The following is a 17339-nucleotide window of genomic DNA, read 5'->3' as shown; positions in this document are numbered from 1 at the left end:
GCCGCTGGCGCGGGGCGCCGACGGTACAGCCTGTCATAAGCTTCGTCTATTCGTCTTCTTTTCCGCCCGGTGTCAAGAGTCCGAGCTCTTCGAGGTCGAGCTGGGTGATCGGGTCCTCGTCCTCCGCCAGTTCATCCTCGCCGAGCGGGAGCGGCACCTGGAAATTGGAGGGAATGCGGCCGGAAAGCAGGCCGGCGCCCTTCAGCTCGTCGAGGCCCGGCAGGTCGCGCAATTCCTCCAGGCCGAAATGGTCGAGGAAATCCCGCGTGGTGCCGAAGGTCACCGGGCGGCCCGGCGAGCGCCGGCGGCCGCGAAAACGCACCCAGCTCGCCTCCATCAGCACGTCGAGCGTGCCCTTGGATGTCTGCACGCCGCGGATATCCTCGATCTCGGCGCGCGTCACAGGCTGATGATAGGCGATGATCGACAGCACTTCGAGCGCGGCGCGCGACAATTTGCGCACCTCCGTCTCGTCGGTGCGGATGACGAAGGACAAGTCCGGCGCGGTGCGGAAGGCCCAGGCATCGCCCACCTGCACAAGGTTGACGCCGCGCCCCGCATAGAGCCCCTTCAATTCGCGCATCACATGCAGCATATCGACGCCGCGCGGCAGCCGCTCGGCGATATAGGCCCCGGAGACCGGACCGGAGGAGGCGAAGACCAGCGCCTCGGCAACGCGCGCCGCCTCGTGCAGCCGGCGCGGATCGACGATCGTGCCGCCATCCGCCTCGGGCGATGCGTCATCGTTCTCAATCACCCCCGGCGCTCCCGTCCTCGCCGGTCTCGCCGGCCTTCGGGCCGCGGCGCAGGTAGATCGGCTGGAAGACGCCGTCCTGGCGAAGCTCCAGCCGCCCCTCGCGGACCAGTTCCAGCGTCGCCGCGAACGCGCTGGCGATCGCCGTCGTGCGCTCGGCCGGATCGCTGAGATAGCGCAGCATGAAATGGTCGAGCACCGTCCAGTCGTCGTCGAAATCGCCGACGAGCAGTTGCAGGATCTCGCGTGCATCGGACAGCGACCAGACGGTCCGCTTCTCGATGGTGACCTGCGTGATCGCGTGGCGCTGGCGCAATGAGGAATAGGCGCTCAGCAGGTCGTAGAGCGAGGCTTCGAAGGTCGAGCGACGCTCGGTCGGGATGTGCTCCGGCATGCCGCGGGCGAAGACGTCGCGGCCAAGGCGATTGCGGTTGACGAGCCGCGTGGCGGCATCGCGCATCGCCTCCAGCCGCTTGAGGCGGAAGGCAAGGCTCGCCGCCATTTCCTCGCCCGAGGGACCATCGTCCTTCGCCTGCTTGGGAATCAGCAAGCGGGACTTGAGATAGGCGAGCCAAGCCGCCATGACGAGATAGTCGGCGGCAAGCTCGATGCGGATCTTCCTCACCTTGTCGATGAAGGCGAGATACTGCTCGGCAAGCGCCAGTACGGAAATACGGGTGAGATCGACTTTCTGCGTGCGGGCAAGGTGCAGCAGGAGGTCGAGCGGGCCTTCGAAGCCGGCAAGGTCCACGACGAGGCTTTCCTCGGAAAGGCCCCGCCCCTCGGCGCCTTCCTGCCACAGGTCCTCCATCGGCGCATCCGCGCCGCGCCCCTTCTTCGGCGGCTTCGACCCCGTTGCCTGCACGTCGCCCCTCTTTCTACGCCGCAATCCCGGCAAAGCCGCCGTGGCCATTGCCGGAACGCTCCGGCGGCAGCCGTCAGGCTACCGCGATCATGGCATTGAACTCCTCGCGTAAAGCCTGTTCGTCCGCCCCATCAGGCGTCGGAAAGCCCGCGCGCACCGCATTTGCCCGCCGCAAGCTGTCGCCGGCCAGCGCGGGCGTGTTTTCGGTCACGGCAATCATTTCATCCATGATGCCATGGCAATGCAACACCATGTCGAGGCCGGCGGCGATGATTCCCCGGCTTCTTGTCGCGATATCGCCGGCGAGCGCGTTCATGGAGACGTCATCGGACATCAGCAGGCCATCGAAGCCGATATGGCCGCGAATGATCTCCTCGACCACCCGCGCCGACGTGGTCGCCGGATTGTCGCCGTCGATGGCGGTGAAGACGATATGGGCGGACATCGCCATCAACTCGTCCTTCATGCGCCGGAACGGCACGTAGTCGCAGGCCTCCAGTTCCTCCCGGCCTGCATGCACGACCGGCAGGTCGTGATGGGAATCGACCATGGTGCGGCCGTGGCCCGGAATGTGCTTCATGATCGGCAGCAGGCCGCCGGCCTTGAGGCCTTCGGCCGCCGCCTTGCCCATGACCGAGACGATTTCCGGCTCCTGCCCGTAGGCGCGGTTGCCGATGACGTCATGCACGCCGGGCACGGCGACGTCGAGCACCGGCAGGCAATCCACGTTGATGCCGAGGCGCAGGAGATCGAAGGCATGCAGCCGCGACATCAGCCATGCGGCGCGCAGCCCCTTTTCGGCGTCCGCGCGGTAGATGGCGCCGAGCGCGGCGGCATTCGGATATTGCTGGGCATGCGGCGGCTTGATGCGCTGGACGCGGCCGCCTTCCTGGTCGATCAGCACGGCAATGTCCGCACCGCCGCCGATGCAGTCGCGCATCTCGGCCGTCAGGTCCGCGACCTGCGCCGGTTCGCCGATATTGCGGCCGAAGAGGATGAAGCCCCAGGGTCGCTCGTCGCGGAAGAAGGCTTTCTCGTCGGCGGTGAGGCTCAGGCCCTTGCAGCCCGAAATGAAGGATTTCGATTCGCTCATGTCGGCAATCTTAGAGGTTCGTTGGGGAAAGACGAAGGGTGAGGTCTACGTCGGAATCGAAGAGGCGCGGAACGGGTCCGCGCGTCCTCAGAAATCATCGCCAGCCTCAGCGGGTGACGAGGCAGCTACCGCCGGCGCTTTTGTAGCGGCTGCAGAGCGAATTGGCTTCTTCGCGCGAGCCGGCCGGGATGCGGACGCGGAAGTAGGTGCCCTTGTTCGGGATTTCCGCCTTCTTGATATCCACGCCGCGGCCACCGATGACGCTCGAGAACTTCGAGGACAGCGAATTGTAGCTTTTCTGCGCTTCCGCTTCCGACGGCAGCGAGGCGATCTGGATCACGTAGCTGCCCGGTGCGACCTGCGTCTGCTGGGTCTGGGTCGCCGAGGCGGTTTCCGTGCCGGCGAGATTGCCGTTCTCGGTAACGGTGCCGACGACGTTGACCGGACGCGTGCCCGGAAGCGGCGTCTTGTCGTCGGTTGCGGTTGCGGTGGCAGTCGCGGTTTCCGCCGCGCCGATCGTCGTCGTCTTGACGGTGCGCACCGGCGCGGTGTCGTCAACCTCGGCATCGGCCGCTTCGGCAAGCGCCGAGCGCGGCTGGCCTTCGGTCGCAAGCTGTTCGGCGCGCAGCGAGGCGTCGGCGTCGATCGTGGCGTTCGCCGTGGCAGATGCCTCGCCGGACGCGCGGCCCGTCGTCGCGGTCGCCTTGGCGTCGAGCCCGACGGTTTCCGCCGCCGGTTCGCTGACGGTCTCCTCGCGGGCGACCAGCGTGCCATCGGGCTTGACGATCATGGTCTTGACCTTGCGCGGCGAGACGAGCGCCTTGTTGGCGTCGGCCGCTGCGGTTTCCGCGTCATCGACGCCCGGCAGCAGACGGTTTTCGTCATCGGCCGTGCTTGCCGTATCGGTGCCGTCTTCCGAGCCGTCGAACGGCAAGGTTTCCGGCGTCAGCGTGCGCTGCACGACATCGACCGGCTCTTCCGTCGAGGTGACGAGCTGTTCCTGCTGCGGCGTGCTGGCGGTATCGCCCGCCACGCGGTCATAGACAGCCTTGTCCTGGTTCGGCACGGTCTTGCCGCCCTTTTCCTCGGGCACGATCTTGACCGGCTCCTTGTCGGCGAGAATGACGCGCGGCTCACCGGAAGTGCCCGCACCGCCGGTAAAGGTGGACCACGCATAGACGCCGCCGCCGCCGATGAGCAGGAGACCGGCGAGCGAGGCGGCAATCAGCATGCCGCGGCGCGGACGCACCGTTTCGTCGTCGTAGCCGTCACCGGCATAGAGCGTGTTCGCCTGGCCGGGATCGACGGGGATCGCCATGCGCTCCGGTTGCTTCAGCGAGCGGCGGAAGTCCTCTTCCAGCGCGCGCTCGAAATCGTCGACATCGTTGATCTGGGTTACCGGCTGGGCGGCAGCGACGGCACTGGCGGCAACGCCTGCCTGCAGGTCCTCGGTGCGCGGCTTTGCGGCCGGCTCGGTGAAGAGCTGCGCCATTTCCGCATCGATGTCGAAATCGTAGTCGGGCTGGTAGGCCGGCGGCTTTTCCTTCTCGATGGCGGGCAATTGCGGCACGTCGAGTTCGGTGACCGGGGACACGCCGACGTCGGTCTCGGCGATCATCGTCGGGTCAAAGGGAAGCGCTCCGTCGTTCGTCTCGACGGGAACGGTCTGCGGTTTCGTATAGGTGGATACCGGAACGGCAACCGCCGGCTCGCGCCGAACGGGCGTTTCCACCACGACCGGCTTTGCCACTTCGACGGGCCTTGCGACCTCCGCCTTCACTTCGACAGGCTTGACCTCCTGCTTTGCCGGCTGCTCGTCCAGCGAAAAATCGGACAGGTCGAGGTCGATGTCCGACAGGTCGAATTCCATGTTCTCGAAATCGAGCTCGGGCTCGGCGGCAGCCGGCGTCGGCACAACGACCGGTTCGCGGCGCGTTTCGACCGGAACCTCAACGGCCTTCGCCGGCTCCTTCACAGGCTCGACGACGGGCGTCACGGTCCGCGCGACAACAGGCTCGCGATGAACGGTGGGCGTCGCGCGGCCGAAGATCGAGGAAATATTGGCCGGCGTGTTGCTGCGCGCGACCACGGCAGCGGCGGCGACCGTCTCGGCAGACAACGGAGAGCGGCTTTCCGGCACAGGAAAGCGCTCGATCTCGGCGAGCAGCTCATCGCTGTCGTAATCGCGGCCCTTCTCGACGGAGGCGACCTGATAACCCGGATCCGCTTCGAACACAGGCTCGGCGGCCCCGGCCTGCCACTGCAATTCGGCCTCAGCCGTGGCGCGGGCGCGCTCTTCGCGCGTCTCGAACTGCATTTCCGCTACGAATTGCGGCTCTTCCCCGGCATAGGCCGTTTCGGCCTTGAAGGGCTCGGCCTGCGCGATGTCGGCATCGACGGGCATCAGGCCATCGAAGCTCGGCTCAACATTGGTTTCCACCGTCTCGACGGCGACCGGCTGCGGCTCTGCGAAAACGGCCTCGGCAACGCGCTCTTCCGGGCGGTCGACCGCCACGAGATCATCGGCAAAATTGTCGCCGATCGAAAGCTCCAGCTCGCGTTCCAGATCGAGACCGACGTCGTCGGCCAGGCCCTCATCCGCGGCAAGCGGCTGGAGGCCGAGGAAGGCGGGCTGGCGATCGTCCAGCTGAGAGGATTCGACCGGCCGGGATTCGACGACAGGTTCATGGCGCACCGGCTCCTCGAAGCGCGGCTCGAACCGATCGGCGAACTGGCGGCCCGCATGGACAGTCGGCTCGGCATCGACCGTGGGCACGTCATGGACGGCAGCCTCAAGCTCGTCGGCGAGAAGCAGCGCCGGATCAGCGACCGGTTCCGGCTCGACTTCGACGGCAGGCTCCGGGTCGGCAAACACCTCTTGCGCGAACTGTGGTTCGCGGTGATGGCGCGCTTCGCTGGCGACTGCCTCGCGAGTCGGCACTTCATCGATGAACGCTGCGCGGTCTTCCGCGACCGGCGTCGGCTCCTCGAAAACGGGCTCGACATGGCGGGGCGTCGCCTCGGCGACAGCCGGCTCGGCAACGACGCGGCTCGGCGCGTCGTACTGCTCGAACGCGCGCATGAGCTCGTCTTCGAGAGCGAAAACGGGATTCTCATGCCGAGGCGCAGCCTGAGCCGTCTCGGAAAAGGACTTGTTCACGTCCTGGACGGGGCGAGGCTCGAAGTTGACGAGACGGGCAAGCTCGCTCAACGGATCATCATCCGCCAAGAGGCCCGTATCACCGGTTCCGCTTCGCGCGAAGTTCTTGTCTGCCATACTGCTTCCCACTCACAAGCTACAAAGACGCATTTGCCAGCTTATTGTGGGCAAATGGTGACGTTACCGCATCTCGTCCGGTGCAGCCGTGCCTGTAATGGACAGGCCCGACTTAAGAACAGAGGCGACCGCGTGCACCAGCCCAAGTCTGGCGATGGTCAATTCTCTATTTTTATCGTTAACAAACCGTAATTCCGGCTGCTCTTTACCTTTATTCCAGTGCGCGTGGAATGCGCTGGCAAGATCATAGAGGTAAAACGCGATGCGATGCGGCTCCTGCGCAAGTGCCGCAGCTTCGATGACGCGGGGATATTCCGCAAGCTTCGCAAGGAGCTGCAACTCGCTGGGATCCTCGATATTGCCGGCAATCGCGCCGGCAAGGTCGAGCGAGCCGATGTCGAGGCCCGGGAACGCCTCGGCCGCCTGGCGGAACACCGACATGCAGCGTGCATGGGCATACTGCACGTAGAAGACCGGGTTGTCCTTGGATTGCTCCGTCACCTTGGCGAAATCGAAGTCGAGCGGTTCGCTGTTCTTGCGGTAAAGCATCATGAAGCGCACCGGATCGCGCCCGACCTCGTCGACGACATCACGCAGCGTGACGAAATCGCCGGAGCGCTTCGACATCTTCACCGGCTCGCCGTTGCGGTAGAGCTTGACGAGCTGGCAGAGCAGCACGGTCAGCTTCGCCTTACCCTCTGAGACGGCGCGCGCGACGGCCTCCAGGCGCTTGACGTAACCGCCATGGTCAGCGCCGAGCACGTAAATCATCTCGTCGAAGCCGCGGTCGAATTTGTCCTTGAAGTAGGCGACGTCGGCCGCGAAGTAGGTATAGGAGCCGTCCGACTTGATCAGCGGGCGGTCGATGTCGTCGCCGACCTCCGTCGAGCGGAAGAGCGTCTGCTCGCGGTCTTCCCAGTCTTCCGGAAGCTGGCCCTTCGGCGGCGGCAGCACGCCCTTGTAAACGTGGCCCTTGAAGGTGAGGTCGTTGATCGCGGTGCGGATCGGCGCGCCGTTGCCGGCATGCAGCGAGCGCTCTGAGAAGAAGACGTCGTGCTTGACGTTCAGCGCGGCAAGGTCCTCGCGGATCATCGCCATCATCGCGGCGATCGTCGTTTCCTTGACGATCGGCATCCACTGGTGCTCGGGCATGGCGCGCAGCGTCGTACCGTGTTCGGCGGCCAGCGCCTCGCCGACGGGGACCAGATAGTCGCCCGGATAGAGGCCCGACGGGATCTCGCCGATCGTCTCGCCCAGCGCCTCGCGGTAGCGCAGGAAGGCGGACCGGGCGAGCACGTCGATCTGCGAGCCGGCATCGTTGATGTAATATTCCTTCGTGACGGCATAGCCGGCAAAGGCGAGCAGGTTGGCGAGCGCATCGCCGACCACCGCGCCGCGGCAATGGCCGACATGCATCGGCCCCGTCGGGTTGGCCGAGACATATTCCACATTGACCTTGCGGCCGGCGCCGAGCGAACCGCGGCCATAGTCCGTGCCGGCCGAAACGACGGCGGCAAGCAGCTTCTGCCAATAGGCGACGGAAAGGCGCACATTGATGAAGCCGGGGCCGGCGACGCTGACGTCGGCGACTTCCGCGTCGTTCTTCAGTTCGGCCACGATGAGGTCGGCCAGCGCCCGCGGATTGAGGCCGAGAGGCTTGGCGAGAACCATCGCCGCATTGGTCGCGACGTCGCCATGGCTCGCATCGCGCGGCGGCTCGACGCTGATGCGGCCGAAATCGAGTTCGGCGCGCTTTTCACGGACGATCTCAAGTCCTTCGAGTACGTTTTTGATTCTGTTGTCGAAGTCTGTAAAAAGGTTCATCTCATCCATCCGCGCGCAGCGGCCCGATCCGGGCCATTTCTGCGAAGAAGTTCAGGTGGGCGGCTGACTATCGCAATTCCGGGGTATGGTCAAACAGCCGGCGATGCGTGCTGATCGCGTAGTTGTCGGTCATTCCCGCCAGATAGTCGCCGACATGGCGGGCACGCGCCGTTTCCGGCATGGTCGCGATGCGGTCCACCCAGTAGTGCCCCTGCATGAGCTGCGGGTCGTCCATATAGGCGTGGTAAAGGTCCGTCAGGATCGAGGCGGCATTGGCCCTGACCCGCATCACCTCCGGATGCCGGTAGATGCGCGAGAACAGCAGCTTCTTGATCTGTTTGTCCGTGACGGCCATCTCCTCGGAGAAGGTCGCAAGGCACCGGTGCGCCTTGCGCACGTCGTCGGCGCTTTCCGGGCGTTCCTCGGCGATCGCCCGCTGGGCGTAGCCGATCACGTCCTCCACCATCGCGGTGATCTGACGGCGCATGATCTCATGGGTGAAGCGCGACGCCTCCAGGCCCGGGTAGCGCTCATGCACGTCGCGCATCAGCTTGGCGAGGAACGGCACCTCCTCCAGCATCTCGAAGGTGAGGTAGCCGGAGCGCAAGCCATCGTCGATGTCATGGGTGTTGTAGGCAATGTCGTCGGCGATCGCCGCCACCTGCGCCTCGAGGCTCGCGAAACTGCCGAGTTCCAGATCGTGCATCGCGCAATATTCGAGGATCGGCCGAGGGACATCGTCCCCATGCGTGCACTCGCCGGTCGGGGCGATCAGGGGGCCGTTGTGCTTGACGAGGCCTTCCAGGCTTTCCCAGGTGAGGTTCAGCCCGTCGAATTCGGCATAGCGCCGTTCCAGCTTGGTGACGATGCGCAGCGACTGGGCATTGTGGTCGAAGCCGCCAAAGGGCTCCAGGACCGCGTGCAGCGCATCCTCGCCCGTATGGCCGAAGGGCGTATGGCCGAAATCGTGCACCAGCGCGACGCCCTCGGCAAGGTCCTCGTCAAGCTTCAGGGCGCGGGCGAGCGCACGGGCGATCTGCGCCACCTCGATCGTATGCGTCAGGCGCGTGCGGTAGTGGTCGCCGTCGGCGGCGATGAAGACCTGCGTCTTGTGCTTCAGGCGACGAAAGGCGGTGGTGTGCACGATGCGGTCGCGGTCGCGCTGGAAATCCGAGCGTGTCGGGCTTTCCGGCTCCGGAAAGAGCCGCCCGCGCGTTGCCCAGGGGTCGCAAGCATAGATGGCGCGTTGTCCCGCGCCGAAACCCAGCGCATGTCTGTCCAGTGTCATTCGTCACCTGCATTCACGCCGCCCATTGACGCGGCCTCAATGCCTTCATACCTATAGTGTGCATAGCGGCAAGTCCGACCGCAAGCGGCGCCTGAAAGACAAGTATTTCCAATATCTTGCTTTCGCGGCACCCAGCGGGTCGGATCTTTGACGGCACAATCGCCGGCCGTACGTGGAAAAGCGATTCTCTCCGGATCTTGACCCCGGCAGGAGGCAGACATGACCGACAAGTCCGTAACCATATCCGACGCTGCCGCGCGGCGCATCGCCTCTATCCTCGGCTCCTCGCCGGAAAAGCAGGCCCTGCGCGTTTCCGTGGAAGGCGGCGGCTGTTCCGGTTTCTCCTATAAATTCGATCTCGTCGAGGACCAGCAGGACGACGATCTGGTGCTCGAGAAGGACGACGCCAGGGTACTGATCGACCAGCTCTCCCTCGTCTACATGGATGGGTCGGAGATCGACTTCATCGACAACCTGCTCGGCCAGTCCTTCCAGATCAAGAACCCGAACGCCGTCGCCAGTTGCGGCTGCGGCACCAGCTTCTCGATCTGATTTTCTACCCAAACAAAACGGAAACCCGCATGCCGATCAAGATTGCCACCTGGAACATCAACGGCGTGCGGGCGCGCATCGACAATCTCGTCGCCTGGCTCAAGGAATCGAACCCCGACATCGTCGGGCTGCAGGAGATCAAGACCGTCGATGAGGGTTTTCCGCGCAGCGAGATCGAGGCGCTAGGATACCATATCGAGACGCACGGCCAGAAAGGTTTCAACGGCGTCGCCCTCCTCTCCAAGATCCGGCCCGACGAAGTCAACCGCGGCCTGCCCGGCGGCGATGGCGACGAACAGGCGCGCTTCATCGAGGGCGTGTTCTCCGTCGAGGGTGGCGTGCTCCGTTTCTGCTCGCTCTACCTGCCGAACGGTAACCCGGCGGACGATCCGGTCAAGTATCCCTACAAGCTCTCCTGGATGGAACGGCTCATCGCGTTTGCCGAGGACCGGCTGGCGCTCGAAGAGCCCCTGATCCTTGCCGGCGACTACAATGTCATTCCCGAACCGCACGATTGCTGGGACGTGAAAGTCTGGGAAAGGGATGCGCTCTACCTGCCAGCGACCCGCCAGACCTTCCGCCGCCTCGAGAATCTCGGCCTGACCGATGCCGTGCGCGCATCTAACGATGCGGTGCCGCTCTATACGTTCTGGGATTATCAGGCGGGATGCTGGCCGAAGAATTTCGGCATCCGTATCGACCATCTGATGCTGTCGGCCGAAGCCTCGGACCGGCTCGTCTCGACGGGCGTCGAAAAACATGTTCGCAACTGGGAAAAGCCGTCGGACCATGTGCCGGTGGTGGCGGTGCTGGATTTCGCAGCCTGAAACACCTGTTTCAGGCGCGGGCTGCCATGCGCAGCGCGCCTTTGCCGGGCTTTTCTATTCGTTGGGATTGAACCGGATGTTCTGCGCCAGCGCGACGCCCTTGCGGCGGTCCTCCTCCGTGGCGACGGAGAAGGCTTCTTCCTGATTGGCCTGAAGCCAGGCACAGTCCTTCGGCGGGCAATGGTCGAGCGCGGCAGTCATGAAGGCAAGGCCGCGGGCCGAGTCGCCTTCCTGGAAGAGGATGTTGCCGAACAGGCCCATGGCGCCCGCATGGCCGTTGTTGCGCGCGCGGTTCAGCCATTTCTTAGCCTGGTGCACGCTGACGCTGCCGCCCTCGCCCGTCAGCATCATCCGGCCGAGCTGGAATTGCGCTTCCGGAATGCCGAAGGCGGAGGCCGCCTGGAAGTAGAGCTGGCGCGCCTGGGTAAGGTCGATCTTGACGGGGCTGTCGGGAATGCCGCGGCGGTAGTAGCTGGCGAGCGCGATGAGGGCGTTGGCGAAATAGCCCGTATCCTCGGAGTCCGGCTCGACGCCGGCCTGCGCGATTTCGCTGTAGATCTTGAAGGCTTCGAGATCGTTCTCCGGCACGCCGTCGCCGTCGGCATACATATTGGCGAGCGCCCAGCGCGAGCCGGTATGGCCCTTTTCCGCCGCGTAGCGATAGGCCTCGACGGCATCGCTCTTGCGCCCCTCCTTGTAGGAGAAGAAACCGAATTTGAAGAGGGCGAAGGGACCGCTCTCCTTGCTGACGCCGGACTGCGGATCGAATGCGAGGGCCTGGGGTGCCATCCAGGAGGACAGCGACAGGCAAAGGCCCATTACCAGTACTTTCATCGGCATCAACTCGGACTTGGGCATCACTTCAACAATTCCGCGCCTGGCCTTCCTTGCTGTGCCGAGCCGGAAACGCACGGGTCTCGTGCGGGCTTCCGGCAGGTCCGGCGACAATGACATCGGCTGGCTCATCGTTTCCTTTGGCGCGGTTCCACGCGTCTTGATGCCCCTATCGCTGCGCCCCGTTTGTGGCGGGAAATGGACATTTCGTCGCTTGCCTATGGGTGTAGCAAACTCTGGAAAATAATGTGTTGCGATTCCGTCACATATTTTCAGGCGTTGCTGTGATTTCCCCATCAAGCGCTATCGAAGGCAAGGAAACGTTAACCAAGAAAAAGGGCCCGGCGATGACGCCGGGCCCGATTCTGATCGTTTTTAAGGTCCGCCGATCAGAACTTAACCTTGAGGGAGGTCGAGATTGCGGAAACGAGGTCGTTGTCGAAATCGTAGCTCGCGCGACCGAAGGTCTGGCCATCGCGTACGACAGGGCCCGACGAGCCACTCGTCAGCACGCCGAGGGCGCCAGCGACACGAAACTCAACGTTTTCGGTCGGCGCATATGAAACGCCAGCGCCAAGTGTCCAGGTATCAGAATGGGTTCCAAGACCCGTAGAGACGCCGCGGTCCCAAGTCAGGCTAAGGGCACCGCTCCACTGTTCATTGAACTTGTGGCCGACACCACCGGAAATCGTCCAACCGTCGCGATAGAAGAGGTCGAGCGATGTCGCTTCCGTTGCGCCGCGCGTGCGGCAAGCCACAGCCCTCGTCGATTCCGGGCAGAACGGGAGGCTCTGCAACTGGCTCCAGTCGGTCCACTTCACGCCGCCGAAGACCAACCAGCCCGGAGCAACGCCGGTCTGAAACTTGAACTCAAGCGAGTCAGGCATGGTAGCTGCGCCGAACACGGGTGTTGTACGGCCAAGTAGCGGGTTGAGAGGGTTCACGATGGAGGGAACGCCAGTCAGATTCAGGGTACCTGTAATATTGTCGAGATCGACGGCGCTGTTGTAAACGAGGCTCGTACGCAGGGCATATTCTTCGATTTCGTAAGCCACGCCGGCGCGCCAGCCCCAGCCATCACCCTTCAAATCCAGACGGCCTATGCCCGTCCCCAGAAAGGCCGGCAATTCTGCCGCCAGGCGCTCCTGAAACCCTGAAAGCTCCTGATAGAAGCCGCCACCAATAATACGCAACTGGCCCGGGCCGGCATCAAAGGAATACGAGCAGGTTGCCGCGTAGTTGTCGCTCTTGATCTTGGTTTCGATATTTTCGTTCGCGCCGACCCAGTTTCTGCCCTGATTAAGGTGCGCGCCCCACGGCTGCGAATAATCGAACATGCAGTCGACTGCATCGCCGAGACCGGCCTTGAAACCAATGCGCGGAACCCAGTAGCCTTCCGTCGCATCGATGGCGTTGCTCGGACGACCGGCATTGGTGCCATCGGCCGGATTTGTATCGCGAACATTGTTCAGCTTGCGCTGCGGGTTGACGTAGGTCACGCCCGTCTCGATGGCGTAGCCCGACGGTTCGAACAGCAGATCGATATTGTAGCCGGCACGTTCCAGACCGCCCGCATGAGCTGCCGTGGCCGTCAAAAGCGTGACCGCCGCAACCGCCCCGACGCTGAAATTCTTCTTACGCATTCAATCCTCCCCTGCGAGCATGTCGCGCGGCCGACAGCTGCCTCCGTCCCGCGCTTCTCCAAGAATGACTATCGAAGACTAGTGCCGGCTTGGCAAACCCCAGTTTTTGCCGATGATTTCCGGTGGCCGGTCATTAAATTACGTAAGATTTTTCTGAAGCCCCTCAGCAATGCAGCTGAGAGAAACAGCATTCTCATGCATGGGGCGAATGGTGCTCCTGAAGAGATAAATTTTTCGTTACCCTGCCACTATGTCACATTTTGAACACAGCCGAAGTTTTGCGGGCCGACCGACGAATAGAAAACCGCGCCGGAGCTGCCGGCGCGGTTTTCAGGTCCCGGCAATGACGATCGAGAGAATCAGCCGGCTTCGCTGACGCGGGTCAACGCGACCGAGAGGCTGGCAAGCTGCTGATCGAGTTCGGCCATGCGCGCCCGTTCGGCCTCGACCACCTCGGGCTTGGCATTGGCAACGAACTTCTCGTTCGAAAGCTTGCTCTCGATGCGGGCGGCTTCGGCCTTCGCCTTGTCGATCGCCTTTTCGAGGCGGGCCTTTTCGGCCGCAAGATCGATCAGGTTGCCGAGCGGCAGGCAGGCGGTCGCCTCCCCGATGACGATCTGCGCCGCACCCTTGGGAGCCGCATCCTCGAGACGGATAATCTCGACGCGGGCGAGACGGCGGATCGCCGAGTCGTGCACCGCAAGCCGCGCCTTGGTCTGCGCATTGGCACCGACCATGACGAGCGGGGCGGTCGCGCTCGGCGGCACGTTCATTTCGGCGCGCACCGAGCGGATGCCGGAGACAAGATCGATCAGCCAGTTGATCTCGTCGGCGGCCGCATCGTCCGCATAGGCCGGCGACGGCCATTCGGCATGGCAGATGAGGCTTTCCCGCGACTTGCCCTCGCCGGCCGTGTGCGCCCACAGCTCTTCCGTCATGAAGGGCATGAATGGATGCAGGAGCTTGTAGATCTCCTCCAGAACGTAAGCCGCGCAGGCCTGCGATTCCGCCTTTGCGGCCTCGTCTTCGCCAATGAAGACCGGCTTCAGCAGTTCCAGATACCAGTCACAGAACTGGTTCCAGACGAACCGGTAGAGCGTGCCGGCAGCGTCGTTGAAGCGGTAGGTCTCGATCGCCTCGGTGACGTCGCGGGCGGTGCGGGCGAGTTCTGTCAGGATCCAGCGGTTGATCGTCAGCGAGGCCGTTTCCGGCACGAAATGCGGATCGCTCTTCACGCCGTTCATCTCGGCAAAGCGCGTGGCGTTCCACAGCTTGGTGCCGAAGTTGCGGTAGCCGGCGATGCGGGCCGGGTCGAGCTTCACATCACGGCCCTGCGCGGCCATGATGGCCAGCGTGAAGCGCAGCGCATCTGCGCCGTATTCGTCGATCAGTTCGAGCGGGTCGATGACGTTGCCCTTCGACTTCGACATCTTCTGCCCGTTCTTGTCGCGCACCAGGGCATGGACATAGACGGTGTGGAACGGCTCGACCGGATTGCCGGCCTCGTCCTTCATGAAGTGCAGGCCCATCATCATCATGCGGGCGACCCAGAAGAAGATGATGTCGAAGCCGGTGACGAGAACGTCGGTCTGGTAGTACTTATCCAGTTCCGGCGTCTGCTCCGGCCAGCCGAGCGTCGAGAACGGCCAGAGCGCGGAGGAGAACCAGGTGTCGAGCACGTCCTCGTCGCGCGTCAGGATTTCACCCGGCGCGAAGTTCTCCAGCTTCTCCTCGACCCAGGCCTTCCACGGACCTTCATGGGCGATGTAGTGCTGAATGGCGGCGTGCAGCGCCTCTTCCTCGGTCTTCTCGACGAAGACCTGGCCGTCCGGGCCGTACCAGGCCGGGATCTGGTGACCCCACCAGAGCTGGCGCGAGATGCACCACGGCTCGATATTCTCCATCCATTCGAAGTAGGTCTTTTCCCAGTTCTTCGGAACGAAATTGGTGCGGCCCTCGCGGACGGAGGCAATCGCGGGCTTGGCCAGCGTGGCGGCGTCGGCGAACCACTGGTCAGTCAGCATCGGCTCGATGACGACGCCGGAGCGGTCGCCGAACGGCTGCATGACCTTTTTGTTCTCGACATAGGGAATGTCGTTGCCTTCCGCATCCTTGACGGTGACCGCCAGCCCCTCGGCGTTGATAGCCTCGACGATGCGCTTGCGGGCCTCGTAGCGATCGAGGCCGCGATATTCGTCGGGGACGAGGTTAATGTCGTCGACCTCGGCCTCACCGGGGACATCGCCGGACTTGGCGATCTCCAGCGCCTGCGCCGCGTAGACGGCATAGGGCTCGCCATCCGCGCGCATCGAGGCTCGCGTGTCCATCAGCCGGTAGAGCGGGATATTGTTACGGCGGGCGACCTGATAGTCGTTGAAGTCATGCGCGCCGGTGATCTTGACCGCACCGGAACCGAAATCCTTCTCCGGGTATTCGTCGGTAATGATCGGGATGAGGCGGCGATGTTCTTTCGGGCCGACCGGGATCTCGCAGAGCTTTCCGACGATCGGCGCATAGCGCTCGTCCGTGGGATGAACGGCGACCGCACCGTCGCCGAGCATCGTCTCGGGACGCGTGGTGGCGATCGAAATGTAGTCGCGCTCTTCCTGGAAGACGACGTTGCCGTCGGCATCCTTCTCGACGTAGGTGTAGGTCGCCCCGTCGGCGAGCGGGTACTTGAAATGCCACATATGGCCGTCGGCTTCCCGGTTCTCGACTTCGAGATCGGAGATCGCCGTCTCGAACTTCGGATCCCAGTTGACGAGACGCTTGCCGCGATAGATCAGACCTTCCTTGTAGAGCGAGACGAAGACTTCGAGCACGGCCTCGGACAGGCCCTCGTCCATGGTGAAGCGCTCGCGCGACCAGTCGCAGGACGCGCCGAGGCGCTTCAGCTGGTTGAAGATCAGGCCGCCGGATTCCGCCTTCCACTCCCAGACCTTCTCGACGAAGGCGTCGCGGCCCATCTCGCGCCGTCCGGGGAGCTTCTCGGCCGCAAGCTTGCGCTCGACGACCATCTGGGTCGCGATGCCGGCATGGTCCATGCCCGGCTGCCACAGCACGTCCTTGCCGCGCATGCGCTCGAAGCGGACCATGATGTCCTGCAGCGTGTTGTTGAGCGCATGGCCCATATGCAGCGAGCCCGTCACGTTCGGCGGCGGGATCACGATGGTGAAGGTCCCGGCGCCGGGCTTTGCGCCCTCGCCTGCGCGGAATGCATCCGCATCTTCCCATGTCTTGGCGATGCGCGGCTCGACCGCTGCGGAATCATAGTTTTTTTCAAGCATTTTCGTGCGTGGCCTGCTGTTTATCGGTGGGTTTTGTAAACCGGATGGCCGGCATGGAGTCAACAATATCAGAAGAAAAGCCGCACCGGGGGTCCGGCGCGGCTCAAATCATCTTTTCGTTAAAGAATGACGGCGTCGGTCAGCGGCGCGGGCCGCGCGCCACCCGTTCGATCTCTTCGCGCACCAGCCGCTCGACAAGCGTCGGCAGGTTATCGTCAAGCCACTCCTGCAGCATCGGGCGCATCATCTCTTCGGCGATCTCGTCGAAGGAGCGGCGCGGCCCGGCATCCATCGCCTCGGCCAGCGCGCCGAAGGACTGCGCGACGCGCTCGCTCACCGCCGGCGAAACGAGCGCGGCGATGTCGCGGCTGGCGGCTGGCGGCACCTCGGCGACCTGAACCCGCCCGGCGACTTCCTTCTCGGCAACAACCTCGACCTTTTCCACCGGCTCTACAGCGACCGCATTCGCCGCCATAAGCGGGCTTTCTTCGCGCGCGACGGCCTGTACCGGCTCGACCGCGACAGGCTCGCGCTCGACGGTTTCCCGGTTGGCTGCGACGTGGCGCTCCGAAGCGGCGCGCACACGCGCGGCGACATCGGCCAGCGACATCGCCGGCTGACCGCCCTGTGCAGGCTCCACGCGCGGAAGCGGCTGGATGACGGAACGCTGCTCTTCCGCATGGAACTGCTCGACCACCGCAGGGTGGTCCAGCAGGCTCGAATGGCTCTCGGCGGTTATGTCGAAGCCCTCGTCGTCTCCGGCGTCGGGCGCAAGGTCCGGCTGGGCTTCGTTGTTTTCGATGATCTTGCGGATCGACGCCAGGATTTCATCCATGGACGGTTCACGCGCTACATTTGGCTGAGCCATTTCTATCCCCGTTCTCTGCGGCGTCCGCAGCCTGCCGCAAGAGGCGTGCCCGACATCCGGAAAACCCTAGGCGAGTCCGGCAGCGAACTAAATCGCCGCGAATCATGTGTTCCCAGTGATGCACAGATTTGTTTGCCATGCCAAGCGGCGAGGTCTGGGGAGACGGGCCGCGCAGGCACCCCACGCAAAAGGCCCGCCGCGTGATGCGACGGGCCTTTGAAGCACTC

At 63.9% G+C, this 17339-nt stretch carries 12 protein-coding genes; 2 read left to right on the top strand and 10 right to left on the bottom strand.

The features are described 5' to 3' along the window. Positions 1–46 precede the first annotated feature (46 nt). The 6 genes from scpB to Q9316_RS08050 all read right to left on the bottom strand — a co-directional run bounded on the left by scpB (position 47) and on the right by Q9316_RS08050 (position 9101). The gene (scpB, locus tag Q9316_RS08075) at positions 47–754 is read right to left on the bottom strand and encodes an SMC-Scp complex subunit ScpB (protein ID WP_371877994.1); all 708 of its coding nucleotides are present in this window, start codon (positions 752–754) and stop codon (positions 47–49) included. Continuing rightward, positions 750–1565, bottom strand: coding sequence for a segregation and condensation protein A (locus Q9316_RS08070; protein WP_306035246.1), 816 nt, complete (start codon positions 1563–1565; stop codon positions 750–752). Before Q9316_RS08070 ends, scpB begins: the two co-directional genes overlap by 5 nt. Positions 1566–1692: 127 nt before the next feature. Continuing rightward, positions 1693–2712, bottom strand: a complete 1020-nt coding sequence (gene nagZ, locus Q9316_RS08065) for a beta-N-acetylhexosaminidase (RefSeq protein ID WP_306034671.1) — start codon at positions 2710–2712, stop codon at positions 1693–1695. A gap of 106 nt (positions 2713–2818) precedes the next feature. After that, entirely contained in the window at positions 2819–5989 is a 3171-nt protein-coding gene (locus Q9316_RS08060) for an SPOR domain-containing protein (protein ID WP_306034670.1), read from the bottom strand. Between the two features lie 63 nt (positions 5990–6052). Next, a complete protein-coding gene (argS, locus tag Q9316_RS08055; protein WP_306034669.1) occupies positions 6053–7813 on the bottom strand; it encodes an arginine--tRNA ligase in 1761 nt (586 codons plus the stop codon). A gap of 67 nt (positions 7814–7880) precedes the next feature. After that, positions 7881–9101 (bottom strand): deoxyguanosinetriphosphate triphosphohydrolase, encoded by a 1221-nt coding sequence (locus Q9316_RS08050; protein ID WP_306034668.1) that lies wholly within the window; start codon positions 9099–9101, stop codon positions 7881–7883. Positions 9102–9320: 219 nt separating this feature from the next. On the opposite strand from Q9316_RS08050, the gene erpA reads away from it, so the two are divergent. Continuing rightward, positions 9321–9653 (top strand): iron-sulfur cluster insertion protein ErpA, encoded by a 333-nt coding sequence (erpA, locus tag Q9316_RS08045; protein WP_306034667.1) that lies wholly within the window; start codon positions 9321–9323, stop codon positions 9651–9653. Between the two features lie 35 nt (positions 9654–9688). Further along, entirely contained in the window at positions 9689–10480 is a 792-nt protein-coding gene (gene xth / locus Q9316_RS08040; protein ID WP_306035245.1) for an exodeoxyribonuclease III, read from the top strand. A 54-nt stretch (positions 10481–10534) separates the two neighbouring features. Here xth and exoR read toward each other — a convergent pair whose 3' ends face one another. From exoR to Q9316_RS08020, 4 genes are all read right to left on the bottom strand, one after another. After that, on the bottom strand, positions 10535–11314 hold the full coding sequence (gene exoR / locus Q9316_RS08035) for an exopolysaccharide production regulator ExoR (RefSeq protein ID WP_371877971.1): 780 nt from the start codon (positions 11312–11314) through the stop codon (positions 10535–10537). 389 nt (positions 11315–11703) lie between these two features. Then, positions 11704–12957 carry an OmpP1/FadL family transporter gene (locus Q9316_RS08030; protein ID WP_306034666.1) on the bottom strand — a complete coding sequence of 418 codons (1254 nt, stop codon included), beginning with the start codon at positions 12955–12957 and terminating at the stop codon, positions 11704–11706. A 359-nt stretch (positions 12958–13316) separates the two neighbouring features. After that, complete coding sequence (locus tag Q9316_RS08025) at positions 13317–16244, bottom strand: valine--tRNA ligase (RefSeq protein WP_306034665.1); 2928 nt, start codon at positions 16242–16244, stop codon at positions 13317–13319. Between the two features lie 139 nt (positions 16245–16383). After that, positions 16384–17112, bottom strand: coding sequence for a PopZ family protein (locus Q9316_RS08020; RefSeq protein WP_306034664.1), 729 nt, complete (start codon positions 17110–17112; stop codon positions 16384–16386). Positions 17113–17339: the final 227 nt, after the last annotated feature.

This window comes from Shinella zoogloeoides (genome assembly GCF_030733845.1).
Taxonomy (GTDB): Bacteria; Pseudomonadota; Alphaproteobacteria; order Rhizobiales; family Rhizobiaceae; genus Shinella; species Shinella zoogloeoides_C.
This window is presented reverse-complemented; position numbering and strand designations above follow the sequence as displayed.

What these genes read in the sequence shown, in the direction of transcription:
- Q9316_RS08030 (WP_306034666.1), bottom strand. Translation starts at nt 12,957, where the DNA reads ATGCGTAAGAAGAATTTCAGCGTCGGGGCGGTTGCGGCGGTCACGCTT.
- Q9316_RS08025 (WP_306034665.1), bottom strand. Translation starts at nt 16,244, where the DNA reads ATGCTTGAAAAAAACTATGATTCCGCAGCGGTCGAGCCGCGCATCGCC.
- Q9316_RS08070 (WP_306035246.1), bottom strand. Translation starts at nt 1,565, where the DNA reads ATGGAGGACCTGTGGCAGGAAGGCGCCGAGGGGCGGGGCCTTTCCGAG.
- Q9316_RS08060 (WP_306034670.1), bottom strand. Translation starts at nt 5,989, where the DNA reads ATGGCAGACAAGAACTTCGCGCGAAGCGGAACCGGTGATACGGGCCTC.
- argS (WP_306034669.1), bottom strand. Translation starts at nt 7,813, where the DNA reads ATGAACCTTTTTACAGACTTCGACAACAGAATCAAAAACGTACTCGAA.
- exoR (WP_371877971.1), bottom strand. Translation starts at nt 11,314, where the DNA reads ATGAAAGTACTGGTAATGGGCCTTTGCCTGTCGCTGTCCTCCTGGATG.
- Q9316_RS08050 (WP_306034668.1), bottom strand. Translation starts at nt 9,101, where the DNA reads ATGACACTGGACAGACATGCGCTGGGTTTCGGCGCGGGACAACGCGCC.
- erpA (WP_306034667.1), top strand. Translation starts at nt 9,321, where the DNA reads ATGACCGACAAGTCCGTAACCATATCCGACGCTGCCGCGCGGCGCATC.
- Q9316_RS08020 (WP_306034664.1), bottom strand. Translation starts at nt 17,112, where the DNA reads ATGGCTCAGCCAAATGTAGCGCGTGAACCGTCCATGGATGAAATCCTG.
- nagZ (WP_306034671.1), bottom strand. Translation starts at nt 2,712, where the DNA reads ATGAGCGAATCGAAATCCTTCATTTCGGGCTGCAAGGGCCTGAGCCTC.